The sequence below is a fragment of the Brevibacterium marinum genome (genome assembly GCF_011927955.1).
Lineage (GTDB): Bacteria > Actinomycetota > Actinomycetes > Actinomycetales > Brevibacteriaceae > Brevibacterium > Brevibacterium marinum.
Genome location: NZ_JAATJN010000001.1, coordinates 2,569,275 through 2,592,146, shown reverse-complemented (window position 1 = coordinate 2,592,146; position 22,872 = coordinate 2,569,275). Strand labels below are relative to the sequence as shown.

Genomic DNA, 22,872 nt, shown 5'->3' with positions numbered 1-22,872 from the left:
CCGCCTCCCTCCTGACGAACCCGACTTCTCCCCGAGAAGCGGATACGGACGAAGCTGCGCTTCCGCTGGCGCACACGATGGTTCTTTTCGTTAACCACACTCCGAACTGCGACACACTTGATTTCCTCAAAGGACGTGACATGGAAACACAGTTCGACACAACCTCGTCGCGCATCATCACATCACCCCTCGAGCCGTGGTGGGACGTGCCTGACTCTCGGGACAATCTCACCAAACTCGTCACGAGCAATGCGCCCACCGTTGACAAGATCACCGCACTTGCCCGATTTCTTCAACTCACGGGGCAATCATCTCAGAGCGACCAGTGGGAAAAGCTGCTTCAGATTGCCGCGATCGACATCGGCGTCGCTCGCATGCTCGAACCTCACGTCGATGCTCTCGGCATCCTCGCCGAAGCCGGCCACGAAGCACCTGACCCACATTCCGCCTGGGGAGTGTACGCGGCTGATCTTCCCACACATCACGTCACTGCGACCGAAGACGGTGCTCAAACCGTTCTTATCGGCGAGAAAGCATGGTGCTCGCTGGCCACGGAACTCTCCCACGCGATCGTCATCGCCGGCGACAGTCACGGCAACCGAGCATGCGCAGTGAATTTGAGGGACCCTCGGGTGCGACCGCAAACAAGTGCCTGGCCGAGTCTCGGCCTGAAAGAGATCCCGAGCGGCTCAGTGGCCTTCGACCGAGCACTGGCGACGAGTGTTGGCCCACCTAATTGGTATCTCGACCGACCATCTTTCGCGTGGGGCGGAATTCGAGTGGCAGCCTGTTGGTTCGGTGGAGCCTTAGGAATGGCACGGAGTGCTGCCCAAGTCCATCTGAGGCGGACCGGTGCGTCGCCGATGGGTGAAATGCAGCTCGGTCAGCTTGATGCTGAGGTCTTCGCGGTCCGCACCGTCTTGTCGCAGGCCGCTACCGCGGCGGATGGGGACGAGAAATTCTTGCGGGCTCAGGCGTGGAGGCTGGCTCTGCGAGTTCGCAACACTGTGTATCGCAGTGTCCAACGTATTCAGCTTCTGAGCAGAGAACTTGCCGGGCCCGCAGCTTTGACGGGTGACGCAGCGTTTGCGAAAGCTGATGCCGATCTCACTGTCTACCTCACTCAGCATCACGGGCCTCGAGACGAAGCCGCCCTCGGCGAGAATATCTGCGCAGAATCAGATCCCGATGAGCTTTAGCCATCATGACAGCAGCATCAGGGAAGATACGTGGGTGCAGGCGGGAGTCCTCGACCTGCCGGTTGTGCCAGACGGTACTGTCACCGAGGGTGGGTCCATCATTGTCCTTGCCGCACACCCAGATGATGAGGCCCTCGGTGCCGCTGCGCTGCTGTCTCGTGCCGACGAGTGGAACTGCCAGGTCACCGTCTTACTCTTCAGCGCGGGTGAGAACTCGCATCCCGATTCGCCGACACATTCCCGTGAACAACTCAAAAGCATGCGCATCAAGGAATTCGATCGTGCGTTGAGCACCCTCAGCGAGGCGCACTCGAGCCGCTTTCTCGCTCTACCCGACGGGCAGCTGCCCGAATATACAGACCAGATCCAAGACGCGATTCGACAGGAAATTACACGATCCCTTGGGCCGGTGACACTGATCGCCCCCTACAGCCAGGATGGGCACTGTGACCATGAGGCAGTGGGCGCTTCGGCCCTGGACGTCGGGCGATCAAGTCATGCCGTGGTGCTCGAGTACCCCATCTGGTTCTGGCACTGGGCCGCTCCCACAGACCCTCGATGGCATTCCTGGAAAGTCTTACCCGACCCGAGGGATCTCGACCGAAAGGCACTATTAGCGTGCTACCAGTCACAGACACGACCTCTGTCGGATCACTGTGGGGATGAAGCGATTCTCACCAGTGCCCATTTGGAGCACTTTGCTCGCGGCCGCGATACGTTCGTCATCACGAACTTCAGATCGGGATCGACAGACACTGGCGAGGATGGAAAAGGCCTGGCAATCAACGACGCATGTACTGCGTCAACCGTGTTTGATGATGTGCATCAGACACGCACGGATCCCTGGACTGTGTGGGAATCTAAATACGAAATCGCCAAACGCGAGACCCTCGTGACCCATCTTCCATCGAGGTCGTTCTCCCACATTCTAGAGATCGGATGTTCCGTTGGTGCTTTGACCCGCGATCTCGTCGACTGCGGCACTAAAGTGACAGCCGTGGATGCCAGCTGCGAGGCCTTGAAGACAGCACAACGTCTCCAGCTGAGAGTCCCAACGAAAGTCGAGTTCGTTCATGCCACCGTCCCGTTCACATGGCCCGAGGGACATTTCGACTGTGTCGTGTTGTCCGAGACTGGTTTCTACCTGACACGGTCACAGCTGCAGCGAACGTTGGAACGTATTGACGGTTCGACCCCATCCCGATTCGTGCTCGTGCTCTGTCATTGGAAAGGTGAGATCAGAGATTGGCCTCTTAACGCCGACGAAGTCCACGACGTGTGCTTGAGCCACTGGACTCGGTATCGGACCGAGTTTCACACCGATGCCGAATACCGTCTCGATATCGTGACTGTCGACAAAGACGCTGAGGCCCAGCCTGAGAGAGCGACCAGATGATCGTGCAATTGGGCGTGATAATCCCAGCCCATAACGAGGAAGAAGAAATTCTTGGGTGTCTCGACTCGGTGACACGATCGTTTGCGCAGGTGCCCGCAGAGATTACGCAGTTCTCATATGAGATCCTCGTCGTAGTCGACGCCTGTACCGACGGCACGCTGGACCTCGTCGAAGGTTTTGCCGATCAGCATCCACACGTCACGGCACTGACCACGTCGTTCAAGAACGTCGGCCACGCGCGGAATTTCGCCTGGAACTACTTCATGCAGACGGTCGGAGCCGACTGCAACGCCAACTTCGACTCAACGTGGATCGCATTGACTGATGCCGATAGCAGGGTCCCCGACCACTGGGTGGCGACACATCTTGGCTGGGCACGAGCAGGAGTGGACTGCCTGGTCGGCACTGTTTCTCCCAGACCTGACACAGGGTCTCCAGAACTCATCGCGAAATGGCACTCCCGCCACGAACTGTTCGAGAATCACCCTCATGTATTCGGTGCGAACTTGGGCCTTCGCGGTTCCTACCTCGAAATCATCGACGGAATACCGCAGCTTGCGCTTGGGGAAGACACGGCAATCGTTGCTGCGGTACTCGAAGTTGGGGGCATTGTGAGACGCACCGATGCATGCAGAGTTCTCACCTCCGCGCGTCTGGAGGGGCGAGTCCGAGGAGGCTTCAACACCTATATGCAGAGTCTCTTATGAGACTCCCCACACTGCTCACTGAATAATTCGCGGCACCTGGACTCAAGCCAGACGCTCGGGCCAATGAATCGCCGGGTGCTGCTACTTTCAGTAGTTCCTCTGCTGCTGAGGAAATATAGGTGCCCAAAAATTTGGGAGTTCATCTGGTCCACCGGAATTGCCAGGGCGTGCGTCGCGGTGTGTTTATTCTTCAGCAACTGCAGAGGCGAGGTTGCCCAGGGAAGATTCAAGCGCTTCTTGCCCGATGACGGGGAAGCTGATCTTTTTTAGGGTCTCCTTGTCGGTCACAGCGCTCCAGTCGTAGGTGACCTTGACCTCAGTGGCGTCAGGGCCCTGGGGAGTGAGTTCCCAGACCCATTCCCAGCCTGGAGGCTGTTCACCGCTGGGCGCGGTCTTCCATGCCAGAAGCTTATTCTGTTCGAAGCCGATGACGTGATTGTCGGTTTTGTAGTCGCCGCCAAGCTTGTCCCAGTTCATGTTCATGCTGAAAACTTGTCCAACTCCGGTGATGCGGTCAGTCTTGTCATCGGATTGCACCATTCCTGACCCGTCGATCAGGGCGTGATTCTCCGGGTTAGATAGCACGTCGAAGATTGAGTCGGTCGACGCGTCGAGCGTTCTTGACGCTGTGATCATAGTGTCTGTCATTTTTAGCCTCTTCTGCTCATGGTTCTACTCGATTGGCGGGCATCGCATCACTGCATCGTCTACTCGGTGCGCGATGCCCGCCACTGATGTCGCGGTCGACAGCTCAATCAGCGGTAAGCAGTTGTGAGAAACTCGCTGGCAGCTGAGACTTAGAGGTTGCGCGGATAGGGAGTCATCTCCAGTCATAGCGCTTGACGGGCCTGGTAGTCCACCGACACTGAGTCCATGACATCTGCAGCAACCGCTTGAGGACAATGACGGCATTCGCCAGACTCGCCCACGCGTGTTGGACTCGATCAACACGATCGAGCACCACGTGCAAGAGCCTGAACCCGCGAGTATGCCAGGAATTCGTCCGCTCGATCGTCCACCGCCGGGTGTGGTTGATCTCGATAAAAGCCCCCTTGGGAGAGATCCTCCATTCGCATCCGAACTCCGACAACAGGTTCCGGGTGACCTGCGAATCGTATCCGGAATCAAGATCGATCCGAATGCGCTCGGGCAGGAAGAACCCGAACCGGGACAGACACTCCACGGTCGGCCGCAGCAACGGGGAATCGTGGCGATTCGCACCCGCCAGAACAACTCCGATCGGCAGGCCGTGGCCTTCGACGAGCACGGACCGTTTCTGTCCGGACTTGCCACGATCGGTCGGGTTCGGTCCGGTGTTGTCACCACCGCAGGGAGCCTTCACACAGCAGCCATCAACGCTCAGGTGAGTCAGGTCCAGGCCGATGACTTGATCGAAGGCCTCGAGCACGATCTGCTCCAGGCGAGCGAACACACCGTGGGCGATCCATTCATCGCGGCGGCATCGCAACGTTGTAGCTGAGACCAAGCCGTCAGCATGTTTGGTGTAGGCACCGCCGAGGACGAGTCGGGTGACGAGCTTGTCGAAGACGATCCGATCGGCAACTCGTCGCCGGTGGCATCCGAGGGGGTGGTCGTCGTTGATCGTGGGCAGAAGAGTTTTGAATTGGCTCCAGAGAGGGTCGATGACTGAAGATGGAAGTGCTGGCACGGGGAAGCTGTCCTTATGTCTTCGATTGTGATGTTTGCACTTCCATCGAAGCTGACGCTTCTCCGTGTCAGTCTGTTACGACACGCCGGGTGCAGGATACGCACACTCCCCACCTATCCGCGCAACCTCTTAAGGTCGTCGAGTTCGCCGGCGGACACGAACTGTGCCAACGTCGAAAAGACGGCGGCAGCGTGATCGAGTGCCTCCTCGGGCGTCGTGCCTGCCTCTTCGTGTTCGGCAAGTCGGCGGAGGAAGTCGTCAAGGTCGTCGACGGTGCCACTATTATCGCTGTCGTCGGTGAGGATGTCTTTGAGCTCCGACGGCAACTGAGCTGCCAAATCGGAGGCTTCGTTGTTGCCCAGCCGTTTTCCCAAGTCAGTCAGTACGGTCCGCGTCGCACTCTCGGCTTGCTCATTGGTTTCGAGCGTCGTAGCCGTCTGACGTACCTGTGCAATGAGTCGATCATATTTCATTAGTTTCACCTTTCATTTAGTCCGGCGATGGAGCGCTCTGGTGGCACGAGCGCTCCGTGAAGGAGTATGTCTCGGGTACGGAGCTTTTAGAGACCGGCCGGAGTGAAGTCCGTGCTGCCGGCGAACTCGGGGCGCGGCTTCGGTGCGGCGAAGGGCTCGACGCACGTGTTGTCCACCGAGTTGAAGACGATGAAGATGTTCGACCGCGAGTACGGTGTCACATTGCCGTTCGAGGCGTGCATGCAGTTCGAGTCGAACATCACCGCACCACCGGCGGGGCCTTCGAGAACATCGATGCCGTACTCATCGGCGAAGTCGGTCAGAGTCTGGGGATCGGGCGTGCCCGCCCCCTGCATGACCAGCGACTTCTTGTAGTTGTCCTCGGGTGTTCCACCGACGCAGCTGATGTAGCGCTGGTGCGAGCCGGGCATGATCATCAGCGGCCCGTTGAACGAGTAGTTGTCGGTCAGCGACAGCGACAGGCTCACGGCACGCGGTTCGGGCATGCCGTCCTCGGCGTGCCAGGTTTGGAAGTCGGAGTGCCAGGAGAATTCCTTGCCGACGAACCCGGGCTTGTAGTTGATGCGGCTCTGGTGGATGTAGACCTCGGAGCCCAGCAGCTGCTGGGCACGGGCCACGACTCGAGGATCGTTGGCGATCTTGCGGAAGATCTCGTTCGTGCGGTGAATGTCGAAGATCGACCTGACTTCGTTCGACTTCGCCTCGACGATGGTGGCCTCGTCGTCCTTGGTCTTCGGATCGTTGGCCAGCCGGTGCAGCTCGGCCTTGAACAGTTCGAGCTCCTCAGGCGAGATGAGCTGGTCGATGGTGAGATACCCTTTGTCCTCGTAGTGCCGCAGCGTCGCCGCATCGAGGGGCCCCTGATCGGCCGAACCGAAGGCGATCGGGCCCCTGCGATCGAGAACTTCAGTTCTCTCGCCGGTGCGAGTGGGGTAAAGATCCTGCACTGTTGATGGTGTGGTTGTCATTGTCGTCCTTCCTGCCTTGGACTCATCGAGCCGTAGGAAGAGGATGTGGAGGCCCATATGCTTTTGCGTCTGATCTTGACCCCTGGCTTCTTGTGGCACGGGTTTCTTCCTAGGCGGCCAGAACGATCTCGCCAGTGATAGCTACGGTACCAACCGTGTTTACATTGGCAACACCCCTCGACAAGACTCAGATAAACAGCCCGGATGCCACCCTCGGTGCCTCATATACTTTTGCCCGCGAAATGGTGGATCCTCGGAAGCTATGGGGAGTGAACTGTCGATGGCGACTCGTACAGAGATCACCACGAAATACGCCAGGCAATACAAGAAGGCTTCGAAGAAGAACAAGGGCGCCGTGCTCGACGAAGTCGTGGCAGTCACGGGGTGGACCCGCGACAACGCTCGACGGCGTCTGACTCAGGCAGCTAAACATCCGCCAGGGCCCGGCCGGCAGGTCGCCAAACAGCCTCGGAAGCCGCGTGCGAGGAAATACTCCTACGACGCGGTCAAGGTTCTCCAGCGCGTGTGGGCGATCTCGGGCGGCCAGTGCGGCAAATACCTTCACGCCACGATGCGCATCCTCCTTGACCTCCTCGAAGCCCACAACGAGCTCACCACCGGCCAGGACCGCTACGACAAGCACGTGCGCAAGGAGCTATTGGCGATGAGTCCGGCCACGATCGACCGGTACCTCAAACCTATGCGAGCCAGGGACGCGATCAATGGGATCTCAACAACGAAGCCGGGTTCTTTGCTACGCTCGGCGATCACGATTCGGCGGGCCGGTGACGAGGTCGAAGACGAACCCGGCTTCTTCGAAGGCGATACCGTCGCCCACTGTGGTCCTGTCGAGTCTGGGGAATTCGCACGCACGCTCAACCTCACCGATTTCCATACCGGGTGGACGTTCTCGCGCACGGTGCGTAACAACGCGCATACGAACATTCTGGCCGGATTGAAGACTGCGGCTCGTGAGATTCCGTTTGAGATTACTGGTCTGGACTTCGATAACGGGTCGGAGTTCCTCAACCAATACGTCATCGAGTGGGCCGGATCGAAGGGTATCTACTTCACCAGGTCCAGGCCGTATAAGAAGAACGATCAGGCCACCATCGAGTCGAAGAACAATCACGTCGTGCGCCGGTACGGATTTTACTATCGCTACGACACTGATCTGGAGCGACGAGCATTGAACCGGTTATGGCATCTGGTCAATGATCGGGTGAATTATCTGATGCCCACGGTCAAACCGACTGGGTATGGGTCGACGAAGAATGGGCGGCGTAAACGGATCTATGATGCTCCGCGAACACCGTTCGACAGGCTCCTCGAGGCCGGCGTGCTCTCGCCAAAACAGGTCGAGGAGATGACGGCGTATCGCGATGGTCTCAATCCGGCGAAGATCGCTGCTGAGATCGCTCGGGTCCAGGACCGGTTGCTGGTGCTATCGAGCAAGAAGACTGAGCAGCTCTATCTAGCGTCGTTCCCGTCAGCGTTGCCGGATGTGCGCAAGGGTGTGCGAGTCAAGACGGGGTAAGTTTCGCGGGCAAATCTATGTGAGGCATCGGAAACTTTTCGCGGGCATATTGACATGAGGCATTACGGGACACGACAGGGAACCCGCGCTTCCCCACTGAGGCACCTCGGGGCACCGACCGCCGCGGCTGCCGAACTTTCGAAGCTGCGCCTCAGACGATGATGAGCATGAGCTCCGCCGGCTCATCGCCCGGGTTGGACAGCTGATGCGGGACATCGCCGGGAGCCTGTGCGCAGTCGCCGACAGTGAGCGTGGTCCTGCGATCGATCGTGACGATCTCAATGGTGCCGGCGAGGACGAAGAAGGTCTCCCGCGAACCGCTGCGGTGTGCGTCGAACGAAGCGGTTTCGCAATGCGGATCAAGCTTGTAGTGGACGGCTTCCATGTTCTCCTGTGGGGCAGGCAGATCACGCCGCCATGTTCCCCTGCCGTAGGAGCTGTGGACGGGGATGGCGCTGCCGGGGGTGATCACGACCTCCGGAGGGGCGAGCAGCTCGCCGACGTCGACCCCGAGGGCACGGGAGAGGCCCATGGCGTTCGTGACCGACGTATCCTGCTCGCCGCGTTCGATCTTCGACAGGGCCGCCCGCGAGATCCCGGCGCGAACGGCGAGCTCATTGAGCGTCAGGTCGTTGAACTTGCGGCGTGCCCTGATTCGCGCGCCGAATACTCGAGCTCCGAGGTCCTCTGTGTTCGCCATTGTCACATCATAGATTGTTCTTGGATAGTAGAGTGGATTCCACCAAGGTAAACTTATTCGAATGATGGAACCGATCACATGACTCCGCTGTTGGCACTTGCCCCCATTATCCTTGCAATCGCCCTGCTCATCTTCAAGCAGAGCTCGTGGATCGCCGCGACCGCCGGTGTCATCGCTGCTGTGGTCGTCGTGCCCTTCTTCTTTCCCACACCGTTGACGACTCTGCTCGAATCGGGCGCGGACTACTTCCCTCTAATCCTCGAAGTCGCCCTCATCCTCCTCTTCGGCATGGTCCTGGCCCGCCTGCTGGAGACCGCGGGCTCGATGGGAGAGATCTCCGCCTGGGTCGAGTCCGCAGCACCCAGTCGTTCGCTCGGCGTTGCGCTCGTCGTCTTCGGACTCGTCCCGTTCGCCGAATCCGTCACCGGCTTCGGCATCGGAGTCACGGTCGGAGTGCCCGTCCTCAGGTTGCTCGGGTGTTCGCTGCGGCAGTCGGCGACCCTCGGCCTTCTGGGTCTCATCGCGGTACCCTGGGGTGCACTCGGCCCGGGGACGACAGTGGCGGCCGCGCTGGCCGGCCTCGACGTCGACGAGCTCGGTGTGGCCACAGCCGGGGTCAACGCGATCCCCGTGGCCATCGTGACCGTCTCGGTGATCCTCATCATGCGCCCCGGCCTCGTCTCCTGCCTCGGCATCCTCGCCGCTGCGGCCCTCATGTGGACCGGCATCCTCACCGCCAGCGTCGTCATCGGCATGGCCCCGGCCGGAGTCATCGGCTCTCTCCTGGTCATCGCCGTCATGGGAGGTCTCTTCGTCATCCGCCGCCGCAGGACCGGCTTCACCCGAGAGCTGGGTCTGGCCGTCCTTCCCTATGCCACCCTGACGGTCGGACTGCTGTCGGCGCGCGCACTCCACTCGGCCCTTCCCACACTGCTGACCCAGGTCATCGCCTCTCCCCCGTTCTGGCTCGCCGCCGCCTGCGGGATCGCGGCGCTGACGGTGACCTCACGACGGACCGTCACCGGCTCCGCACTGCGCTCATGGGCCCCCATCGGTGCGGGCACGGCGGCTTTCATGCTCATGGGGTGGATCATGACGACCACAGGCATGAGCGCGGCCATCGGGTCTCTGGTGCCCTCCGGCCTCATCGTCCTGACTCCGTGGCTGACGGCTGTCGGCGCCGTGGTCACAGGTTCGAACACCGGCGCCAACTCCATGTTCACCGGCACCGTCGACTCGATCGCCACCGCATCCCACGTCTCATCTCTTCCGGTCGTCGCAGCGGGCAACGCTGCGGGGTCGTTCGCAGCCCTCGCCGCGCCTCCGCGCGTGGCGATGTCTGTCCAGATGGCCGATCCCTCAGCGCCCGCCTCGGCGTACGACATCGGCTGGGTTCAGGGTCGCACGTTGGCCATCATCGCTGCCGCCGCCCTGCTCATCGGGCTCTGGATTCAGTTCATGGTCTGAGCCGATTCCGGAACGACCCGAGCCGGGCCGGGGTCAGGCACCGGCAGAGGCACGGCTCAGACCCGGATGAGCTCGCGCGGGAATGCGGTGAAGGTATCGCAGCCGGTATCGGTGACGAGCACGGATTCCGAGAGTTCGTAGCCGTACCCGTTCATCCACATGCCGCAGATGAGATGGAAGGTCATCCCCGCCTCGAGGATCTGATCGTCCTCGGTGCGGATCGAGATCGTGCGCTCGCCCCAGTCGGGCGGATACCCGATCCCGATCGAATACCCCAGGCGACTCGGCTTCTCCAATCCTGCCAGGGCCAGGACCCGGTTCCACGTGCGCGCCAGCTCCGCAGTGGGCACGCCGGGTGCCGCGACAGAGAGGACCGCGGCCAGCGCCTCGGCGACGACCCCCTCGAGGCGGATGAGCTCCTGCTTCGGTTTGCCGACCACTGCGGTTCGTGCCAGAGGCACGTGGTAGCGACGGTGGACGCCTGCCAGTTCGATGCTCACCGACTCATCGGCGACGAATTTCCGGTCCGTCCAGCTCAGGTGCGGCGTGTCGGCGCTCTCCCCCGTGGGAAGCAGAGGCACGATCGCCGGATAGTCGCCCCAGGAGCTGCCACGTCCGCGGGCCTGCGCAGCAGCGATCTCGGCCGCGACCTCGTTCTGGCCCACACCGACCCCGATGGTTGCCAGTGCCGCCTCCATCGACGCCGTGGTCACCTCGGCGGCATTGCGCATCAGCGCCACCTCGGCCGGGGACTTGATCGCCCGGATCCAATTGACGAGCTCGAACGAGTCGACCAGTCGCCACTCGGGCACGCCGTTGACCAGGGACCGGAAGGCCCGCGGGGAGAAGAAGTGGGAGTCCATCTCGACGCCGACCGGTGATACGGAAGCGCGGGCGACTTCCCAGCGCTGACGCAGCGCGAAGGCCACCCAGTCGAAGGGGTGGATGTGCGGCCGCTGCACATAGCGTTCGGGATAGCCGACGATGTCCTCCGGCGGCAGCCACGAGGTGTGCGTGGCCCCTCTGGCGTCCATGTCCCGCAGGAACAGGGTCAGCGGTCCTGCGGCCGGGACGAACAGCAGCTGCGGGGTATAGAAGGACCAGGCGTTGTATCCGGTCAGATAGTAGATGTTCGCAGGGTCGGTGACGATGAGCGCGGACAACCCCTGGTCGAGCATCCGATTGCGCACCGAGGCGATCCGGCCCAGATACTCGTCCGGTGAGAACGACAGGTCGTTCGCGCCGATCGTGTCGACCTCGCCCGGCCTCGGCTGCGGGCGAGCCCTGACCTCCTGTGCCGCTCGGCCCTGTTCGGCCCCGGGGCGCATTCCGTGCACATCCGGCCGGTTGTCCTCACCAGCGTAGAACAGCTCACCCTCATTCATGATTACAGTGTGGTGAGCCGAATCACAGTGTGTCAATCACTGCGAGAAGCGTGTTGTCAGCTGCGAGATCACTCAATCATGACGAATCCAGAATCAATATTTTCACTATTCGACTGAATTCGCATGGGTCGATGCGCATTCCGACGAATTCAATGGTAGATTGGCCTGAGACCCAAATCACGGAGGTGAAGAATGGCCCACTTGATGCCGAGCGGAAGCAGTCATCGCCTGGGCAACCTCGACGACAAATCGAAAGCGATCATCGTCGAGTTGCAGCACGACGGACGCAAATCCTATTCCGCGATCGGCAAGTCCGTCGGCCTGTCCGAAGCCGCCGTTCGCCAACGGGTCTCCAGACTCATCGATTCCGGCGTCATGGAAATCGTCGCCGTGACCGATCCCTTGAGTCTGGGCTTCGCCCGACAGGCCATGGTGGGAGTCAAAGTTCGGGGCGATATCTCGAAGGTCTGCGACAGGCTCCACGGATACGACGAGATCGACTATCTCGTCGTCACCGCAGGGTCGTTCGACATCCTGGTCGAGATCGTATGCGAATCGGATCGACACCTGATCGAATTCGTCAATGAGGAGCTCCGCTCGATCGACGCGGTCGTGGACACGGAGCTCTTCATGTACCTCTCACTCGAAAAGCAAAAATACAATTGGGGGACGCCATGACAGAGAATGTCACCAGAGCCGGCACCGACTATCAGGATGCCATTCGCAACAACGTGTGGATGCACATGTCTCCGCACCAATCACTGTTCAACGGCGGTGAAGCGCCGATCATCGCCCGTGGTGAGGGCCACCACATCTTCGATGACAAGGGCAAGAAGTACATCGATGGCCTGGCCGGGCTGTTCACGGTCCAGGTCGGTCACGGGCGCGAAGAGATCGCCAAGGCGATGTACGACCAGACCCTGCAGCTGCCTTTCATGCCGCTGTGGTCCTACGCCCACCCGCAGGCCATCGAGGTCTCGGAGCGCCTGGCCAGCTATGCACCGGGTGACCTCAACCGGGTCTTCCTCACCTCCGGCGGCGGTGACTCGGTCGAGTCGGCGATGAAGCTGGCGAAGAACTACTTCAAGGCCACAGGCAAGCCCGGCAAGCACAAGATCATCTCGCGTGCGACCGCCTACCACGGCACCCCTCACGGCGCCCTGTCCGTGACCTCACTGCCCGACCTGCGCGAACAGTTCGCTCCGCTGGTCCCCGGAGCGATCAAGGTTCCCAACACGAACTTCTACCGCTCCCCCGAGCCTTACGCTCATGATGAGAAGGCATTCGGCCGCTGGGCCGCAGACCGCATCGGCGAGGCCATCGAGTTCGAAGGACCCGATTCGGTCGCGGCCGTCTTCCTCGAGCCGGTGCAGAACTCCGGCGGCTGCTTCCCGCCGCCTCCCGGCTACTTCGATCGTGTCCGCGAGATCTGCGATGAGTACGATGTGCTCCTGGTCTCCGACGAGACGATCTGCGCCTACGGCCGTATCGGTCACATGTTCGCCTGCAACGACTTCGGCTACGTTCCCGACATCATCACCAGCGCCAAGGGCATCACCTCAGGCTATGCTCCCCTCGGCGCGATGGTCGCCTCCGACCGTCTGTTCGAGCCCTTCGGCCCCGGCGGTCACGAGACCTTCTACCACGGCTACACCTTCGGCGGTCACCCCGTCTCCTGTGCTGCCGCGATGGCGAACTTCGACGTGTTCGAGAAGGAGAAGCTCAACGACCACGTCCACGAGAACGCAGCGGCCTTCAAGTTCACGCTCGAGAAGCTCAAGGATCTGCCGATCGTCGGCGACGTCCGCGGTGAGGGCTTCTTCTACGGCATCGAACTCGTCAAGGATCGCGACACGAAGGAGTCCTTCACCGAGGAGGAGTCCGAGCGCATCCTCAAGAACTTCGTGTCCGCGAAGATGTTCGAGAACGGCCTGTACTGCCGGGCCGATGACCGTGGAGATCCGGTCATCCAGCTCTCGCCTCCGCTGACCGTCGGTCAGAATGAGTTCGACGAGATCGAGCAGATCATCCGTGGAGTCCTCACCGAAGCCTGGACGAAGCTCTGAGCACAGCGAAACGGCCCCGATTCCTCATCGAGGAGTCGGGGCCGTTGTTGTGCTGCCGGATGGAATAGTGCTGCCGGAAAAAGTTGATTCTCAGCGGCTCGTCGGAACGGCGTCAGCAGCCGCTGCCGTGTCAGCTGCGGAATCTTCGCTCGTTGCGTGCCTTCTATTGGGGTGGCTCCGCGTGGTGTGCCTCCGCATTTCGTGGCTCCGCGTGGTGTGACCCTGTGGTGCGTGCACCTGCATTGCGTGGGAGCGATGGATGCAGCCCCGAGCGCACCACGAGCACGCCCAGCGCCGTCGTCAGGGGGATGGCGATGACGAGGCCGATCGAACACACGAGGATGCTCACGACCTCTATCGACATCTCGCCCAGCGTCAGGGTCTCGAAGAACGACTGGTCATGGGCCGAGATGATGATGAGCGTGGTCAGTGCCGACCCCACGTAGGCGAACGTGATCGTGTACACCGTTGACGCGATATGGTCACGGCCGATGCGCATTGCTCTCGCGAAGAGCTGCCTGGACTTGAGATCCGGCGCAACGTCGGCCAATTCCCATACGGCCGATGCCTGCGTGATCGTCACGTCGTTGAGCACACCGAGTCCGGTGACGAGGATCGCACAGACGATGAGATCTGTCATCGACACGCCCGTAGTCTCTGCGAGGAGGAAACCGTCTTCGGTATAAGCGATGCCCAGGTTCGCCCAAGAGGTCATCCATGCCCCGAGCAGTCCTGTGATGATGATGCCGGCCACGGTCCCGAAGAGGGCTGTGGTCGTCCGGGGGGACACACCATGGGCAAGGTACAGGGCAACGACCATGATCGCACTCGCGGCGACCATCGCCACGAGAATCGGCGGCTTGGAGTCGAGGATCGCCGGGAGCATGAACACGAGCAGCACTGCACCGGCGAAGGCAAGACCGGTCAGAGCTCGCAGCCCCCGAAAACCTGCAATGGCGAGTACGACGAGTCCGTAGATGATCGCCAACGCCAAGATCGGGACGTCTCGGTCGTAATCGATGAACACGTAGTCGGTGCCTGCCGCAGCGCGGTCAGGTGACTTCGTGAAGTCGAGGACCTTGAGTGTGTCTCCGACGCCGACCCCGCCCATGATCGCATCGGGAGTCACATAGAGACTGCCCTCCTGTCCGTCCACCTCGGCCATGAATGTTGTGCAGTCGGCCTGCACCATCGGATCGGACTCACCGGTCTCACAGTCCGCAGCGTCGACGGAGGTGACTCTGGCTTCGGCGTGGGAGGTCCCGTCGGCTGTATTCGTCATCGGGCCGCCGCCGGGCAGGTCCTGCTCCGGTCCGTGCGGCCACAGCAGGAAGAGGCCCCCGATCGTGATGAGGACCAGCGGAAGGAGACACACGATCATGATCAGGCGAACCCTCGGCGAGGCCGTAGGCTCCCGTTGGAGCGTCATATGCAAGGCGGACCTTCGTGTCGATGCGCATTGTGACTCCGTGCGCGGACTGAATGGGATTATGTGACGGCGTGCGCCGACTGGATGGGATTGTGTGACGGCGTGCGCCGACTGGATGCGATTGTGTGACGGCGTGCGCCGACTGGATGGGATTGTGTGCGTGAGCATCCACATCCGGCGCTGTCCGAGGCGACGCAGAGCGGTAGCTTGGGCCCGGTCGAGCATTGCCACGGCCGAACGGACCCAAACCTCAGCGCCCGCTAGGAGGAAGTGTGTAGGTCAAGCACTAATGCTGGACGCTCGCACGTTAACCTAGCGATTGTTGTGCACCGACGCGCTGGCGCTAGCGAGGACACCGCCGCGCGGGCGCAAGTTGTGCACGCCGCCGACTGCTCAGATGCCCGGGCATCGGCGAATGCACTGGCCCCTCAGACGCCGAGGTGCACGGCCAGATAGCTCTCGACCTGATCGAGGCTGACGCGCTCCTGGCTCATGTCGTCGCGCTTGCGGATCGTGACCGCCTGGTCATCGAGCGAGTCGAAGTCGAACGTGATGCACAGCGGGGTGCCGATCTCGTCCTGGCGACGGTAGCGCCGACCGATCGCGCCGGCATCGTCGAAGTCGATGTTCCAGCGCTTGCGCAGGCGGGCAGCCAGCTCCTTGGCCTGAGGGGACAGTTTCTCGTTCCGGCTCAGCGGCAGGACGGCCGCCTTGACCGGAGCCAAACGCGGATCAAGACGCAGCACGATTCGCTTGTCCACCCCGCCCTTCGTGTTCGGTGCCTCGTCCTCCGTGTAGGCATCGACGAGGAATGCCATCATGGACCGCGTCAGCCCGAAGGAGGGTTCGATGACGTGCGGGGTGAAGCGCTCGCCGCTGGCCTGGTCGAAGTACTGCAGCTTCGCCCCTGAGGCCTCGGTGTGGGTGCCGAGGTCGTAATCGGTGCGGTTGGCCACGCCCATCAGCTCGCCCCATTCCGATCCCTGGAACCCGAAACGGTACTCAATGTCGATCGTGCCGGACGAGTAGTGTGCCCGGTCGTCTTCGGGAACGTCGAGGCGGCGCACGTTGTCCTCGGAGATGCCCAGGTCGAGGAACCAGTCCCAGCAGGCTTCGACCCATTCGCGGTAGTAGTCGTCGGCCTCTTCGGGGCGAACGAAGTACTCGAGCTCCATCTGCTCGAACTCACGGGTGCGGAAGATGAAATTGCCGGGAGTGATCTCGTTGCGGAAGGCCTTGCCGATCTGGCCGATGCCGAACGGCGGCTTCTTCCGTGCAGCGGTGACCACGTTGTTGAAGTTCACGAAGATGCCCTGCGCGGTCTCGGGGCGAAGATAGTTCAGACCCGCCTCCGACTCCACCGGCCCGAGGAAGGCCTTGACCAGACCGGAGAACTCCTGCGGCTCGGTCCACTGGCCGCGATTGCCGCAGTCCGGGCAGACGATGTCGGCCATGCCGTTCTCGGGGGCCTTCTTGTGCTTGGCCTCATAGGCTTCGACGAGGTGGTCCTCGCGGTGGCGCTTGTGGCAGTTGAGGCATTCGACGAGAGGATCGACGAAGGTCTCCACGTGTCCGGAGGCCTCCCACACGCGCTTGGGCAGGATGATCGAGGAGTCGAGTCCGACGACGTCCTCCCGTCCGCGGACAAAGGACTGCCACCACTGAGATTTGATGTTGTCCTTGAGTTCGACGCCCAGTGGGCCGTAGTCCCAAGCCGAACGGGACCCGCCGTAGATCTCTCCGGCTTGGAAGACGAATCCTCTGCGTTTGGCCAGGGCGATGACGGCATCCAACTTGGACTGTGCCACGTTAATTCTCCTTGAGGTAGTTCGCCGACGGCCGGCTGCCGTGGCTTGCAGGTACAGCCTATCGGTTCGGCCATGGCCCGGAGGAGTCGACTCATGGGCGATGGAACTCACACTTTCTTTGCGCCCGGGAACCGCCTCGGCGGGCGCAGGGCATGTAAACTTGAGGCACACCCAAACCTTTCTCCGTACTGACGGTTTTCAAGTCTGTCCAAGCATGCCTTGGATCTCATACGGTTTCGGCCCGGATTGCTCACGATGATTGCACAAGCGGCCGCAGGGTAGATCGCCACCACAGTCATCTGCGATCAAGCGTGTGCCGACGTGAGAGAGAAAACTCATGACAGATGTGTCCGCAACCGACGAACCGACTACACAGAAGTTCTCCGAACTGGGTCTCCACCCGCTCGTCCTCCAGGCCGTCGAAGCCCAGGGGTACGAGACCCCGACCCCCATCCAGGCCGCAACCATCCCCGCCCTCACCGAGGGCCGCGACGTCATCGGACTGGCCCAGACCGGCACCGGCAAGACCGCGGCCTTCGCCCTTCCGGCCCTGTCCCACCTCGCCGAGGCGGGTCGTGCCACCGATGGTCCCTTCGCTCTGGTGCTGACTCCCACCCGTGAGCTCGCGATCCAGGTCGCCGAGGCATTCACCTCCTATGCGACGAACCTCGACGACTTCTCCGTGCTCCCCATCTACGGCGGTCAGGCCTACGGTCCGCAGCTGGCCGGCCTCAAGCGCGGTGCGCAGGTCGTCGTCGGCACCCCGGGACGTGTCATCGACCACCTCAAGCGCGGCTCCCTGAAGCTGGGAAGCCTGCAGCACCTCGTGCTCGATGAGGCCGACGAGATGCTCAAGATGGGCTTCGCCGAGGACATCGAGGAGATCTTCAGCCAGGCCGGCGACGAGCGCCAGGTGGCTCTGTTCTCCGCTACGATGCCGACATCGATCCACCGTCTGACCGGCAAGTACCTCGACAATCCCGAAGAGGTGCGCGTCGCTTCGAAGTCGCAGACAGGGTCGAACATCCGCCAGCGCTACTTCATGGTCCAGCACTCGCACAAGCTCGACGCCCTGACCCGGATCCTCGAGGTCGAGGAGTACGAGGGCATCATCATGTTCGTGCGTACCAAACAGGCCACGGAGGAGCTGGCGGAGAAGCTTCGTGCGCGTGGATTCAAGGCGTCAGCGATCAACGGCGACATTCCGCAGCAGGCGCGTGAACGCACGATCGACATGCTGCGAAGCGGCAAGGTCGACATCCTCGTCGCCACAGATGTCGCCGCCCGCGGCCTCGACGTCGAGCGCATCACCCTCGTCGTCAACTTCGACATTCCCCACGACACTGAGTCCTATGTCCACCGCATCGGCCGCACCGGCCGCGCCGGACGTTCGGGCGAGGCCATCCTCTTCATCACCCCGCGTGAGCAGCGTCTGCTCGGCTCCATCGAACGCGCGACGAAGCAGAAGGTCGAACCGCTGACGATGCCCAGCGTCGAACAGCTGACGAACACTCGTGTGGAGAAGTTCACCAAGCGCATCGACGATGTGCTGGCGACCACCGAGCTGACCGAGCTCGCCACCGTCATCGAACAGTACGAACTCTCCCGCAACGTTCCGGCCACGGACATCGCCGCCGCCCTGGCATCGATGGTTCTCGAGTCGAACTCCCTCAAGGCCGAGCCCATGCCCGAGCCTGCTCGCGGCAAGCCCGGCCGTGACCGTGACGGCGGCGGTCGTGACGGTGGTCGTCGTGAGCGCGGACCACGCCAGCGTGATGAGAACATGACCACCTACCGTCTGGCTCTGGGACGCAACGAGCGCCTGCAGCCGGGTGCGGTCGTCGGTGCCATCGCGAACGAGGGCGGCCTCACGTCGAAGCAGATCGGCCACATCGACATCCGCTCGAACCACACCCTCGTCGATCTGCCCAAGGACCTCGACTCTTCGGTCATGAGCAAGCTCTCGAACACCGAGATCCAGGGCCGTCCCATCGACATCCGTCCGGATTCGGGCCGCCCGGGTCGCCCTTTCAAGAAACGCAACTTCGACAAGCAGCCCGGCGATGGCCGCAACTTCCGCAATGACCGTCGCGGAGGCGGCAAGAAGTTCAGCGACAATCGCAGCCGCGACCGCTTCTGAGCTCCTGCACCGTCAGGGCGTCACAGCTCGGCGCCTGAAGAGACGGAACGGCCCCGCAACCTCATTGTTGCGGGGCCGTTTCGGCATCCGCGCACACGACTGGTGATACCGGCCTCTTGTGCTCGCGAGCGCGGTGAACCGACAAATACGCGGTGCAGGAACCGCGCATTTGTCGGTTCACCGCGCTGATGCGACCGGGGCTCTGGACCGACAGGGGATGGTTCGTCAGGCGGTGGGGGCGTCGACGGCGCCGCCGAAGCGTCGGTCACGGCGGGCATACTCTTCGATCGCGGCCCACAGGGTGCGACGGTCGACATCGGGCCAGAGCACATCCTGAAAGACCATCTCCGCATAGGCGGACTGCCACAGCAGGAAGTTCGAAGTCCGCTGTTCGCCGGAGGAGCGCAGGAACAGATCGACATCGGGCACCTGCGAGGCGTAGAGACGGGAACGGACGGTCTTCTCGCTGACCTTTCCGGGTTTGAGCTTGCCGGCGGCCACCTCGGCGGTGATCTGATTGACCGCGTCGACGACCTCCGAACGGCCGCCGTAGTTGACGCAGAACTGGAGGACCAGGCCAGTGTTGTCCTTGGTCATCTCGGCAGCGGTCTCGAGCTCATCGATGACCGAACGCCACAGACGGCCACGACGTCCGGCCCAGACGATGCGCACACCCAGGGCGTTGAGCTCGTCACGGCGACGGCGGATGACGTCGCGGTTGAAGCCCATGAGGAAGCGAACCTCGTCCGGGGACCGCTTCCAATTCTCTGTGGAGAAGGCGTAGGCCGACAGGTAGTCGACCCCCATGTCGATGGCGCCGTGGATGACCTCGAGCAGAGAGGCCTCCCCTGCCTTGTGCCCCTCGGTGCGGGGCAGCCCCCGCTCATTGGCCCAGCGGCCGTTGCCGTCCATGACCACGGCGACGTGGTTGGGGACGAATTTCGCCTCGATGCGCGGCGGGCGGGCTCCGCTGGGGTGCGGGGGTGGTGCGGGGTAGCTCATCTGCTCTCCAGTACTCTCAGTGATCGGATATTGCGCTCCAAATGCCACGACACCCAGTCTGAGACCAGCTTCGACCCATCCATCTGATCGTGGAGGTCGGAGGCTTCCGCCTGCTGCCAGTCGCCCGACAGCAGTGCCGCCATGTGCTCGAGCGCGTCGGTGTCCGGCAGTGCCGCACCACTGGGACGGCAGGTGGTGCACACGGCCCCGCCCAGTGCAGCGGAGAACGCGCGGTGAGGGCCGGATCTGCCGCACTGTGCGCAGTCGAGCAGGCTCGGTGCCCATCCGGCGACCGACATGGCCCGCAGCAGATACGCGTCGAGGGCCAGCCTCGGCGGGTGCTCTCCCCTGCACAGGGAGCGGACTGCGGAGACCAGGAGCAGGAAGTGAGTGCGGGACTGGGGCTCGACCTCGGTGATGCGGCTGGCGGTCTCGGCCATCACAGTCGCAGCCGAATATGCATCGTAATCGGCGGCGATGCCGCGGGCGAAGGGTTCGATGAGCTCGACCTGCGTGACGATGTCGAGGCTGCGGCCGACGTGGCACTGCAGATCGACGAGCATGAACGGCTCCAAGCGGGAGCCGAAGCGCGACTTCGTACGGCGAATGCCCTTCGCGACTGCGCGGATCAGACCGTGGCTGCGAGTGAGGACAGCGACGATTCGATCGGCCTCGCCGAGCTTGTGCCCCTGGAGCACGATGCCTTCATCCCGATAGTTGTGCACCCGGCCATTATCGCAGAATGCGGCGGGGAATGACCCCCGCCGCACTCCGTGTCAGTTGTGAGATTGCACCTCGGCGATCCGCGATTCCGGGCGCACTCAGATTCCGGATGCACTCATGAGTGAATCAGCGTTCGCGGTCACCGTCGCGATCGCGAGCGGCGCGGTTGACCGCCGACACGACGGCCTTGAGCGAGGCCTTCGTGATGTTCGGGTGCAGTCCGGCACCCCAGACCACACGGTCCTCGACGGCGAGCTCGACGTAGGCGGCGGCCATGGTGTCAGCACCCGAACCGATGGCGTGCTCGGTGTAGTCCTGGAGTCGGACATCGACGTCGAAGTTGTCGATGAGGACCTTGACCAGCGCATCGATGGGCCCCTTGCCCCGGCCTTCGTAGCTGCGCTCCTGCCCGTCGACGATGAGATCGACCTCGACGCGTTCGGAGCTCCCCGAGTCGTCGACGGTTCCCGAGTCGGTGCGCAGACCCACGATCTGGAACCGGCCCCAGGTGCTGTCCGGATCGTCGCTGGGCAGGTATTCGTAGTTGAAGATGCGGCGGATCTCCTCGGCCGAGACCTCTCCCCCGCCTTCCGTGTGCGCCTGGACGGCGCGGGAGAATTCGACCTGCATGCGGCGGGGCAGATCCAGACCGTATTCGCTCTTGAGCAGGTAGGTGACTCCGCCCTTGCCGGACTGGGAGTTCACACGGATGATCGCCTCGTAGGACCGGCCGAGGTCCTTGGGGTCGACCGGCAGGTAGGGCATGTCCCATTCCATCAGGTCGACGGGCACACCCTGCTCGTTCGCCTTCTTCTCACGGTCGGCGAAGGCCTTGTTGATGGCGTCCTGGTGCGAGCCGGAGAACGAGGTGAAGACGAGGTCGCCGCCGTACGGGTGGCGTTCGTGGACACCGATCTGATTGCACTCGGTGACGGTGTGGATGACCTCGTCGATGTCCGAGAAGTCCAGTTCGGGGTCGACTCCCTGCGTGTACAGGTTGAGTGCCACGGTCACCAGGTCGAGGTTGCCCGTGCGCTCGCCGTTGCCGAAGAGGCAGCCTTCGATCCGGTCGGCGCCGGCCATGATGCCCATCTCAGCGGCCGCGACACCGGTTCCGCGGTCGTTGTGGGGGTGCAGGGACACGGCCACCTCGTCGCGGTAGGGCATGTTCTTACAGAACCATTCGATCTGGTCGGCGTAGGTGTTCGGGGTACCACGCTCAACGGTGGCGGGCAGGTTGACGACAGTCTCGCGTCCGGATGCCGGCTGCCACATGTCCAGGACGTTTCCGACGATGTCGAGGGCGAACTCGGGTTCCGTGTCGACGAAGATCTCCGGCGAATACTGGTAGCCGAAGTCCGCATCGCCCAGGAGCGACTCGGCGTGCTTCATGACCGCCTGAGTGCCCCGGGTCGCGATGTCGCGGGTTTCGTCGAAGCCTTCGCCCTCGAAGCCGAACACGACCTTGCGGAAGACGGGTGCCGTCGCGTTGTAGAGGTGGACGGTCGGCTTCTTCGCCCCGACGAGGGATTCGACGGTGCGCTCGATGAGATCCTCACGGGCCTGGGTGAGCACGGAGATGCGCACATCGTCGGGAATGGCGTCCTGTTCGATGATGTCGCGGACGAAGTCGAAATCGACTTGGCTGGCCGCTGGGAAGCCGACTTCGATCTCCTTGAACCCGAGCTTGACGAGGAGGTCGAACATCATGCGTTTGCGTTCGGGCGTCATCGGGTCGATGAGGGCCTGATTGCCGTCTCGCAGGTCCGTGCTCAGCCAGCGCGGAGCCTTCCGGATCAGATTGTCCGGCCAGGTGCGGTCTCGCATATCGAGAGCGATTCGGTCCTGGAAGGACTTGTACTTGCTGAACGGCATGGGGGTGGGCTTCTGCAGTTTCATGGTTCCTCAATCATTCATCGTGTGCTTCATCAGCATAGGAAAAACTCCGCGACGAGTGTGCTGTCCGATCAGGACTCGTCGCGGCAAGGAAGGAGGAGCAACCTGTGAGCCACGTATTCAACATAGCCCCGATCGCCCGGTCTCGCCCACATCTGTCCAAATTCTAAGACCAGCGTCCCGAGTTCGCCGAGGCGGTCGGTCCCGAATCGGCATCGTGCGCTCGGTTCTGACGAGGGAGTCAGAGGCTCTGACGAGGCAGTCGTCGCTCCTGACGAGGCAGAGG

Annotated in this window: 19 protein-coding genes; 8 read left to right on the top strand and 11 right to left on the bottom strand. The window is 62.2% G+C overall.

Going from position 1 to position 22,872, the window contains the following annotated elements:
- The first annotated feature begins 140 nt into the window (after positions 1–140).
- The 3 genes from BKA07_RS11405 to BKA07_RS11395 are packed head-to-tail and all read left to right on the top strand — an operon-like array spanning position 141 to position 3,302.
- Entirely contained in the window at positions 141–1,199 is a 1,059-nt protein-coding gene (locus BKA07_RS11405) for an acyl-CoA dehydrogenase family protein (RefSeq protein WP_167950991.1), read from the top strand.
- A complete protein-coding gene (locus tag BKA07_RS11400) occupies positions 1,189–2,595 on the top strand; it encodes a PIG-L family deacetylase (protein ID WP_167950990.1) in 1,407 nt (468 codons plus the stop codon). Before BKA07_RS11405 ends, BKA07_RS11400 begins: the two co-directional genes overlap by 11 nt.
- Positions 2,592–3,302, top strand: coding sequence for a glycosyltransferase family 2 protein (locus BKA07_RS11395; protein WP_167950989.1), 711 nt, complete (start codon positions 2,592–2,594; stop codon positions 3,300–3,302). Before BKA07_RS11400 ends, BKA07_RS11395 begins: the two co-directional genes overlap by 4 nt.
- Before the next feature lie 183 nt (positions 3,303–3,485).
- Here the strand turns inward: BKA07_RS11395 and BKA07_RS11390 are convergent, their stop codons facing one another.
- The 4 genes from BKA07_RS11390 to thpD form a co-directional block, all read right to left on the bottom strand.
- Positions 3,486–3,938, bottom strand: a complete 453-nt coding sequence (locus BKA07_RS11390) for an SRPBCC family protein (protein ID WP_425339332.1) — start codon at positions 3,936–3,938, stop codon at positions 3,486–3,488.
- Between the two features lie 184 nt (positions 3,939–4,122).
- On the bottom strand, positions 4,123–4,971 hold the full coding sequence (locus tag BKA07_RS11385) for an IS5 family transposase (RefSeq protein ID WP_167950313.1): 849 nt from the start codon (positions 4,969–4,971) through the stop codon (positions 4,123–4,125).
- 113 nt (positions 4,972–5,084) lie between these two features.
- The gene (locus BKA07_RS11380) at positions 5,085–5,444 is read right to left on the bottom strand and encodes a DUF2267 domain-containing protein (RefSeq protein ID WP_167950987.1); all 360 of its coding nucleotides are present in this window, start codon (positions 5,442–5,444) and stop codon (positions 5,085–5,087) included.
- 86 nt (positions 5,445–5,530) lie between these two features.
- On the bottom strand, positions 5,531–6,433 hold the full coding sequence (thpD, locus tag BKA07_RS11375; protein WP_167950986.1) for an ectoine hydroxylase: 903 nt from the start codon (positions 6,431–6,433) through the stop codon (positions 5,531–5,533).
- Between the two features lie 280 nt (positions 6,434–6,713).
- Between thpD and BKA07_RS11370 the strand changes: the two genes are divergently transcribed.
- A complete protein-coding gene (locus BKA07_RS11370; RefSeq protein WP_209043926.1) occupies positions 6,714–7,970 on the top strand; it encodes an integrase catalytic domain-containing protein in 1,257 nt (418 codons plus the stop codon).
- A gap of 151 nt (positions 7,971–8,121) precedes the next feature.
- On the opposite strand, the gene BKA07_RS11365 is transcribed toward BKA07_RS11370, so the two are convergent.
- Positions 8,122–8,670 (bottom strand): helix-turn-helix domain-containing protein, encoded by a 549-nt coding sequence (locus BKA07_RS11365; protein WP_167950985.1) that lies wholly within the window; start codon positions 8,668–8,670, stop codon positions 8,122–8,124.
- Positions 8,671–8,748: 78 nt separating this feature from the next.
- On the opposite strand from BKA07_RS11365, the gene BKA07_RS11360 reads away from it, so the two are divergent.
- Positions 8,749–10,137: an L-lactate permease gene (locus tag BKA07_RS11360; RefSeq protein ID WP_167950984.1), complete on the top strand. Its 1,389-nt coding sequence runs from the start codon at positions 8,749–8,751 to the stop codon at positions 10,135–10,137.
- A 56-nt stretch (positions 10,138–10,193) separates the two neighbouring features.
- On the opposite strand, the gene BKA07_RS11355 is transcribed toward BKA07_RS11360, so the two are convergent.
- Positions 10,194–11,522, bottom strand: coding sequence for a M24 family metallopeptidase (locus BKA07_RS11355; protein ID WP_209043952.1), 1,329 nt, complete (start codon positions 11,520–11,522; stop codon positions 10,194–10,196).
- A gap of 192 nt (positions 11,523–11,714) precedes the next feature.
- Here BKA07_RS11355 and BKA07_RS11350 point away from each other — a divergent pair, with 192 nt between their 5' ends.
- Positions 11,715–12,200 (top strand): Lrp/AsnC family transcriptional regulator, encoded by a 486-nt coding sequence (locus BKA07_RS11350; RefSeq protein ID WP_167950983.1) that lies wholly within the window; start codon positions 11,715–11,717, stop codon positions 12,198–12,200.
- Positions 12,197–13,588, top strand: coding sequence for an aspartate aminotransferase family protein (locus BKA07_RS11345; RefSeq protein ID WP_167950982.1), 1,392 nt, complete (start codon positions 12,197–12,199; stop codon positions 13,586–13,588). The genes BKA07_RS11350 and BKA07_RS11345 overlap by 4 nt, the downstream gene beginning before the upstream one ends.
- Before the next feature lie 163 nt (positions 13,589–13,751).
- Here BKA07_RS11345 and BKA07_RS11340 read toward each other — a convergent pair whose 3' ends face one another.
- Positions 13,752–14,969 carry a YibE/F family protein gene (locus BKA07_RS11340; RefSeq protein WP_167950981.1) on the bottom strand — a complete coding sequence of 406 codons (1,218 nt, stop codon included), beginning with the start codon at positions 14,967–14,969 and terminating at the stop codon, positions 13,752–13,754.
- A 476-nt stretch (positions 14,970–15,445) separates the two neighbouring features.
- Positions 15,446–16,825: a glycine--tRNA ligase gene (locus BKA07_RS11335; protein ID WP_167950980.1), complete on the bottom strand. Its 1,380-nt coding sequence runs from the start codon at positions 16,823–16,825 to the stop codon at positions 15,446–15,448.
- 337 nt (positions 16,826–17,162) lie between these two features.
- Between BKA07_RS11335 and BKA07_RS11330 the strand changes: the two genes are divergently transcribed.
- Positions 17,163–18,965, top strand: a complete 1,803-nt coding sequence (locus BKA07_RS11330; protein ID WP_167950979.1) for a DEAD/DEAH box helicase — start codon at positions 17,163–17,165, stop codon at positions 18,963–18,965.
- A gap of 225 nt (positions 18,966–19,190) precedes the next feature.
- Here the strand turns inward: BKA07_RS11330 and BKA07_RS11325 are convergent, their stop codons facing one another.
- The 3 genes from BKA07_RS11325 to leuA all read right to left on the bottom strand — a co-directional run bounded on the left by BKA07_RS11325 (position 19,191) and on the right by leuA (position 22,589).
- Positions 19,191–19,967: an isoprenyl transferase gene (locus BKA07_RS11325; RefSeq protein ID WP_167950978.1), complete on the bottom strand. Its 777-nt coding sequence runs from the start codon at positions 19,965–19,967 to the stop codon at positions 19,191–19,193.
- The gene (recO, locus tag BKA07_RS11320; RefSeq protein WP_167950977.1) at positions 19,964–20,692 is read right to left on the bottom strand and encodes a DNA repair protein RecO; all 729 of its coding nucleotides are present in this window, start codon (positions 20,690–20,692) and stop codon (positions 19,964–19,966) included. The genes BKA07_RS11325 and recO overlap by 4 nt, the downstream gene beginning before the upstream one ends.
- Before the next feature lie 124 nt (positions 20,693–20,816).
- A complete protein-coding gene (gene leuA, locus BKA07_RS11315) occupies positions 20,817–22,589 on the bottom strand; it encodes a 2-isopropylmalate synthase (protein WP_167950976.1) in 1,773 nt (590 codons plus the stop codon).
- Between the last annotated feature and the right edge of the window lie 283 nt (positions 22,590–22,872).

What these genes read in the sequence shown, in the direction of transcription:
- BKA07_RS11370 (WP_209043926.1), top strand. Translation starts at nt 6,714, where the DNA reads ATGGCGACTCGTACAGAGATCACCACGAAATACGCCAGGCAATACAAG.
- BKA07_RS11325 (WP_167950978.1), bottom strand. Translation starts at nt 19,967, where the DNA reads ATGAGCTACCCCGCACCACCCCCGCACCCCAGCGGAGCCCGCCCGCCG.
- BKA07_RS11360 (WP_167950984.1), top strand. Translation starts at nt 8,749, where the DNA reads ATGACTCCGCTGTTGGCACTTGCCCCCATTATCCTTGCAATCGCCCTG.
- BKA07_RS11395 (WP_167950989.1), top strand. Translation starts at nt 2,592, where the DNA reads ATGATCGTGCAATTGGGCGTGATAATCCCAGCCCATAACGAGGAAGAA.
- BKA07_RS11390 (WP_425339332.1), bottom strand. Translation starts at nt 3,938, where the DNA reads ATGATCACAGCGTCAAGAACGCTCGACGCGTCGACCGACTCAATCTTC.
- BKA07_RS11405 (WP_167950991.1), top strand. Translation starts at nt 141, where the DNA reads ATGGAAACACAGTTCGACACAACCTCGTCGCGCATCATCACATCACCC.
- BKA07_RS11350 (WP_167950983.1), top strand. Translation starts at nt 11,715, where the DNA reads ATGGCCCACTTGATGCCGAGCGGAAGCAGTCATCGCCTGGGCAACCTC.
- thpD (WP_167950986.1), bottom strand. Translation starts at nt 6,433, where the DNA reads ATGACAACCACACCATCAACAGTGCAGGATCTTTACCCCACTCGCACC.
- BKA07_RS11400 (WP_167950990.1), top strand. Translation starts at nt 1,189, where the DNA reads ATGAGCTTTAGCCATCATGACAGCAGCATCAGGGAAGATACGTGGGTG.
- leuA (WP_167950976.1), bottom strand. Translation starts at nt 22,589, where the DNA reads ATGAAACTGCAGAAGCCCACCCCCATGCCGTTCAGCAAGTACAAGTCC.
- BKA07_RS11340 (WP_167950981.1), bottom strand. Translation starts at nt 14,969, where the DNA reads ATGATCGTGTGTCTCCTTCCGCTGGTCCTCATCACGATCGGGGGCCTC.
- BKA07_RS11345 (WP_167950982.1), top strand. Translation starts at nt 12,197, where the DNA reads ATGACAGAGAATGTCACCAGAGCCGGCACCGACTATCAGGATGCCATT.
- BKA07_RS11330 (WP_167950979.1), top strand. Translation starts at nt 17,163, where the DNA reads ATGACAGATGTGTCCGCAACCGACGAACCGACTACACAGAAGTTCTCC.
- BKA07_RS11355 (WP_209043952.1), bottom strand. Translation starts at nt 11,522, where the DNA reads ATGAATGAGGGTGAGCTGTTCTACGCTGGTGAGGACAACCGGCCGGAT.
- BKA07_RS11380 (WP_167950987.1), bottom strand. Translation starts at nt 5,444, where the DNA reads ATGAAATATGATCGACTCATTGCACAGGTACGTCAGACGGCTACGACG.
- BKA07_RS11365 (WP_167950985.1), bottom strand. Translation starts at nt 8,670, where the DNA reads ATGGCGAACACAGAGGACCTCGGAGCTCGAGTATTCGGCGCGCGAATC.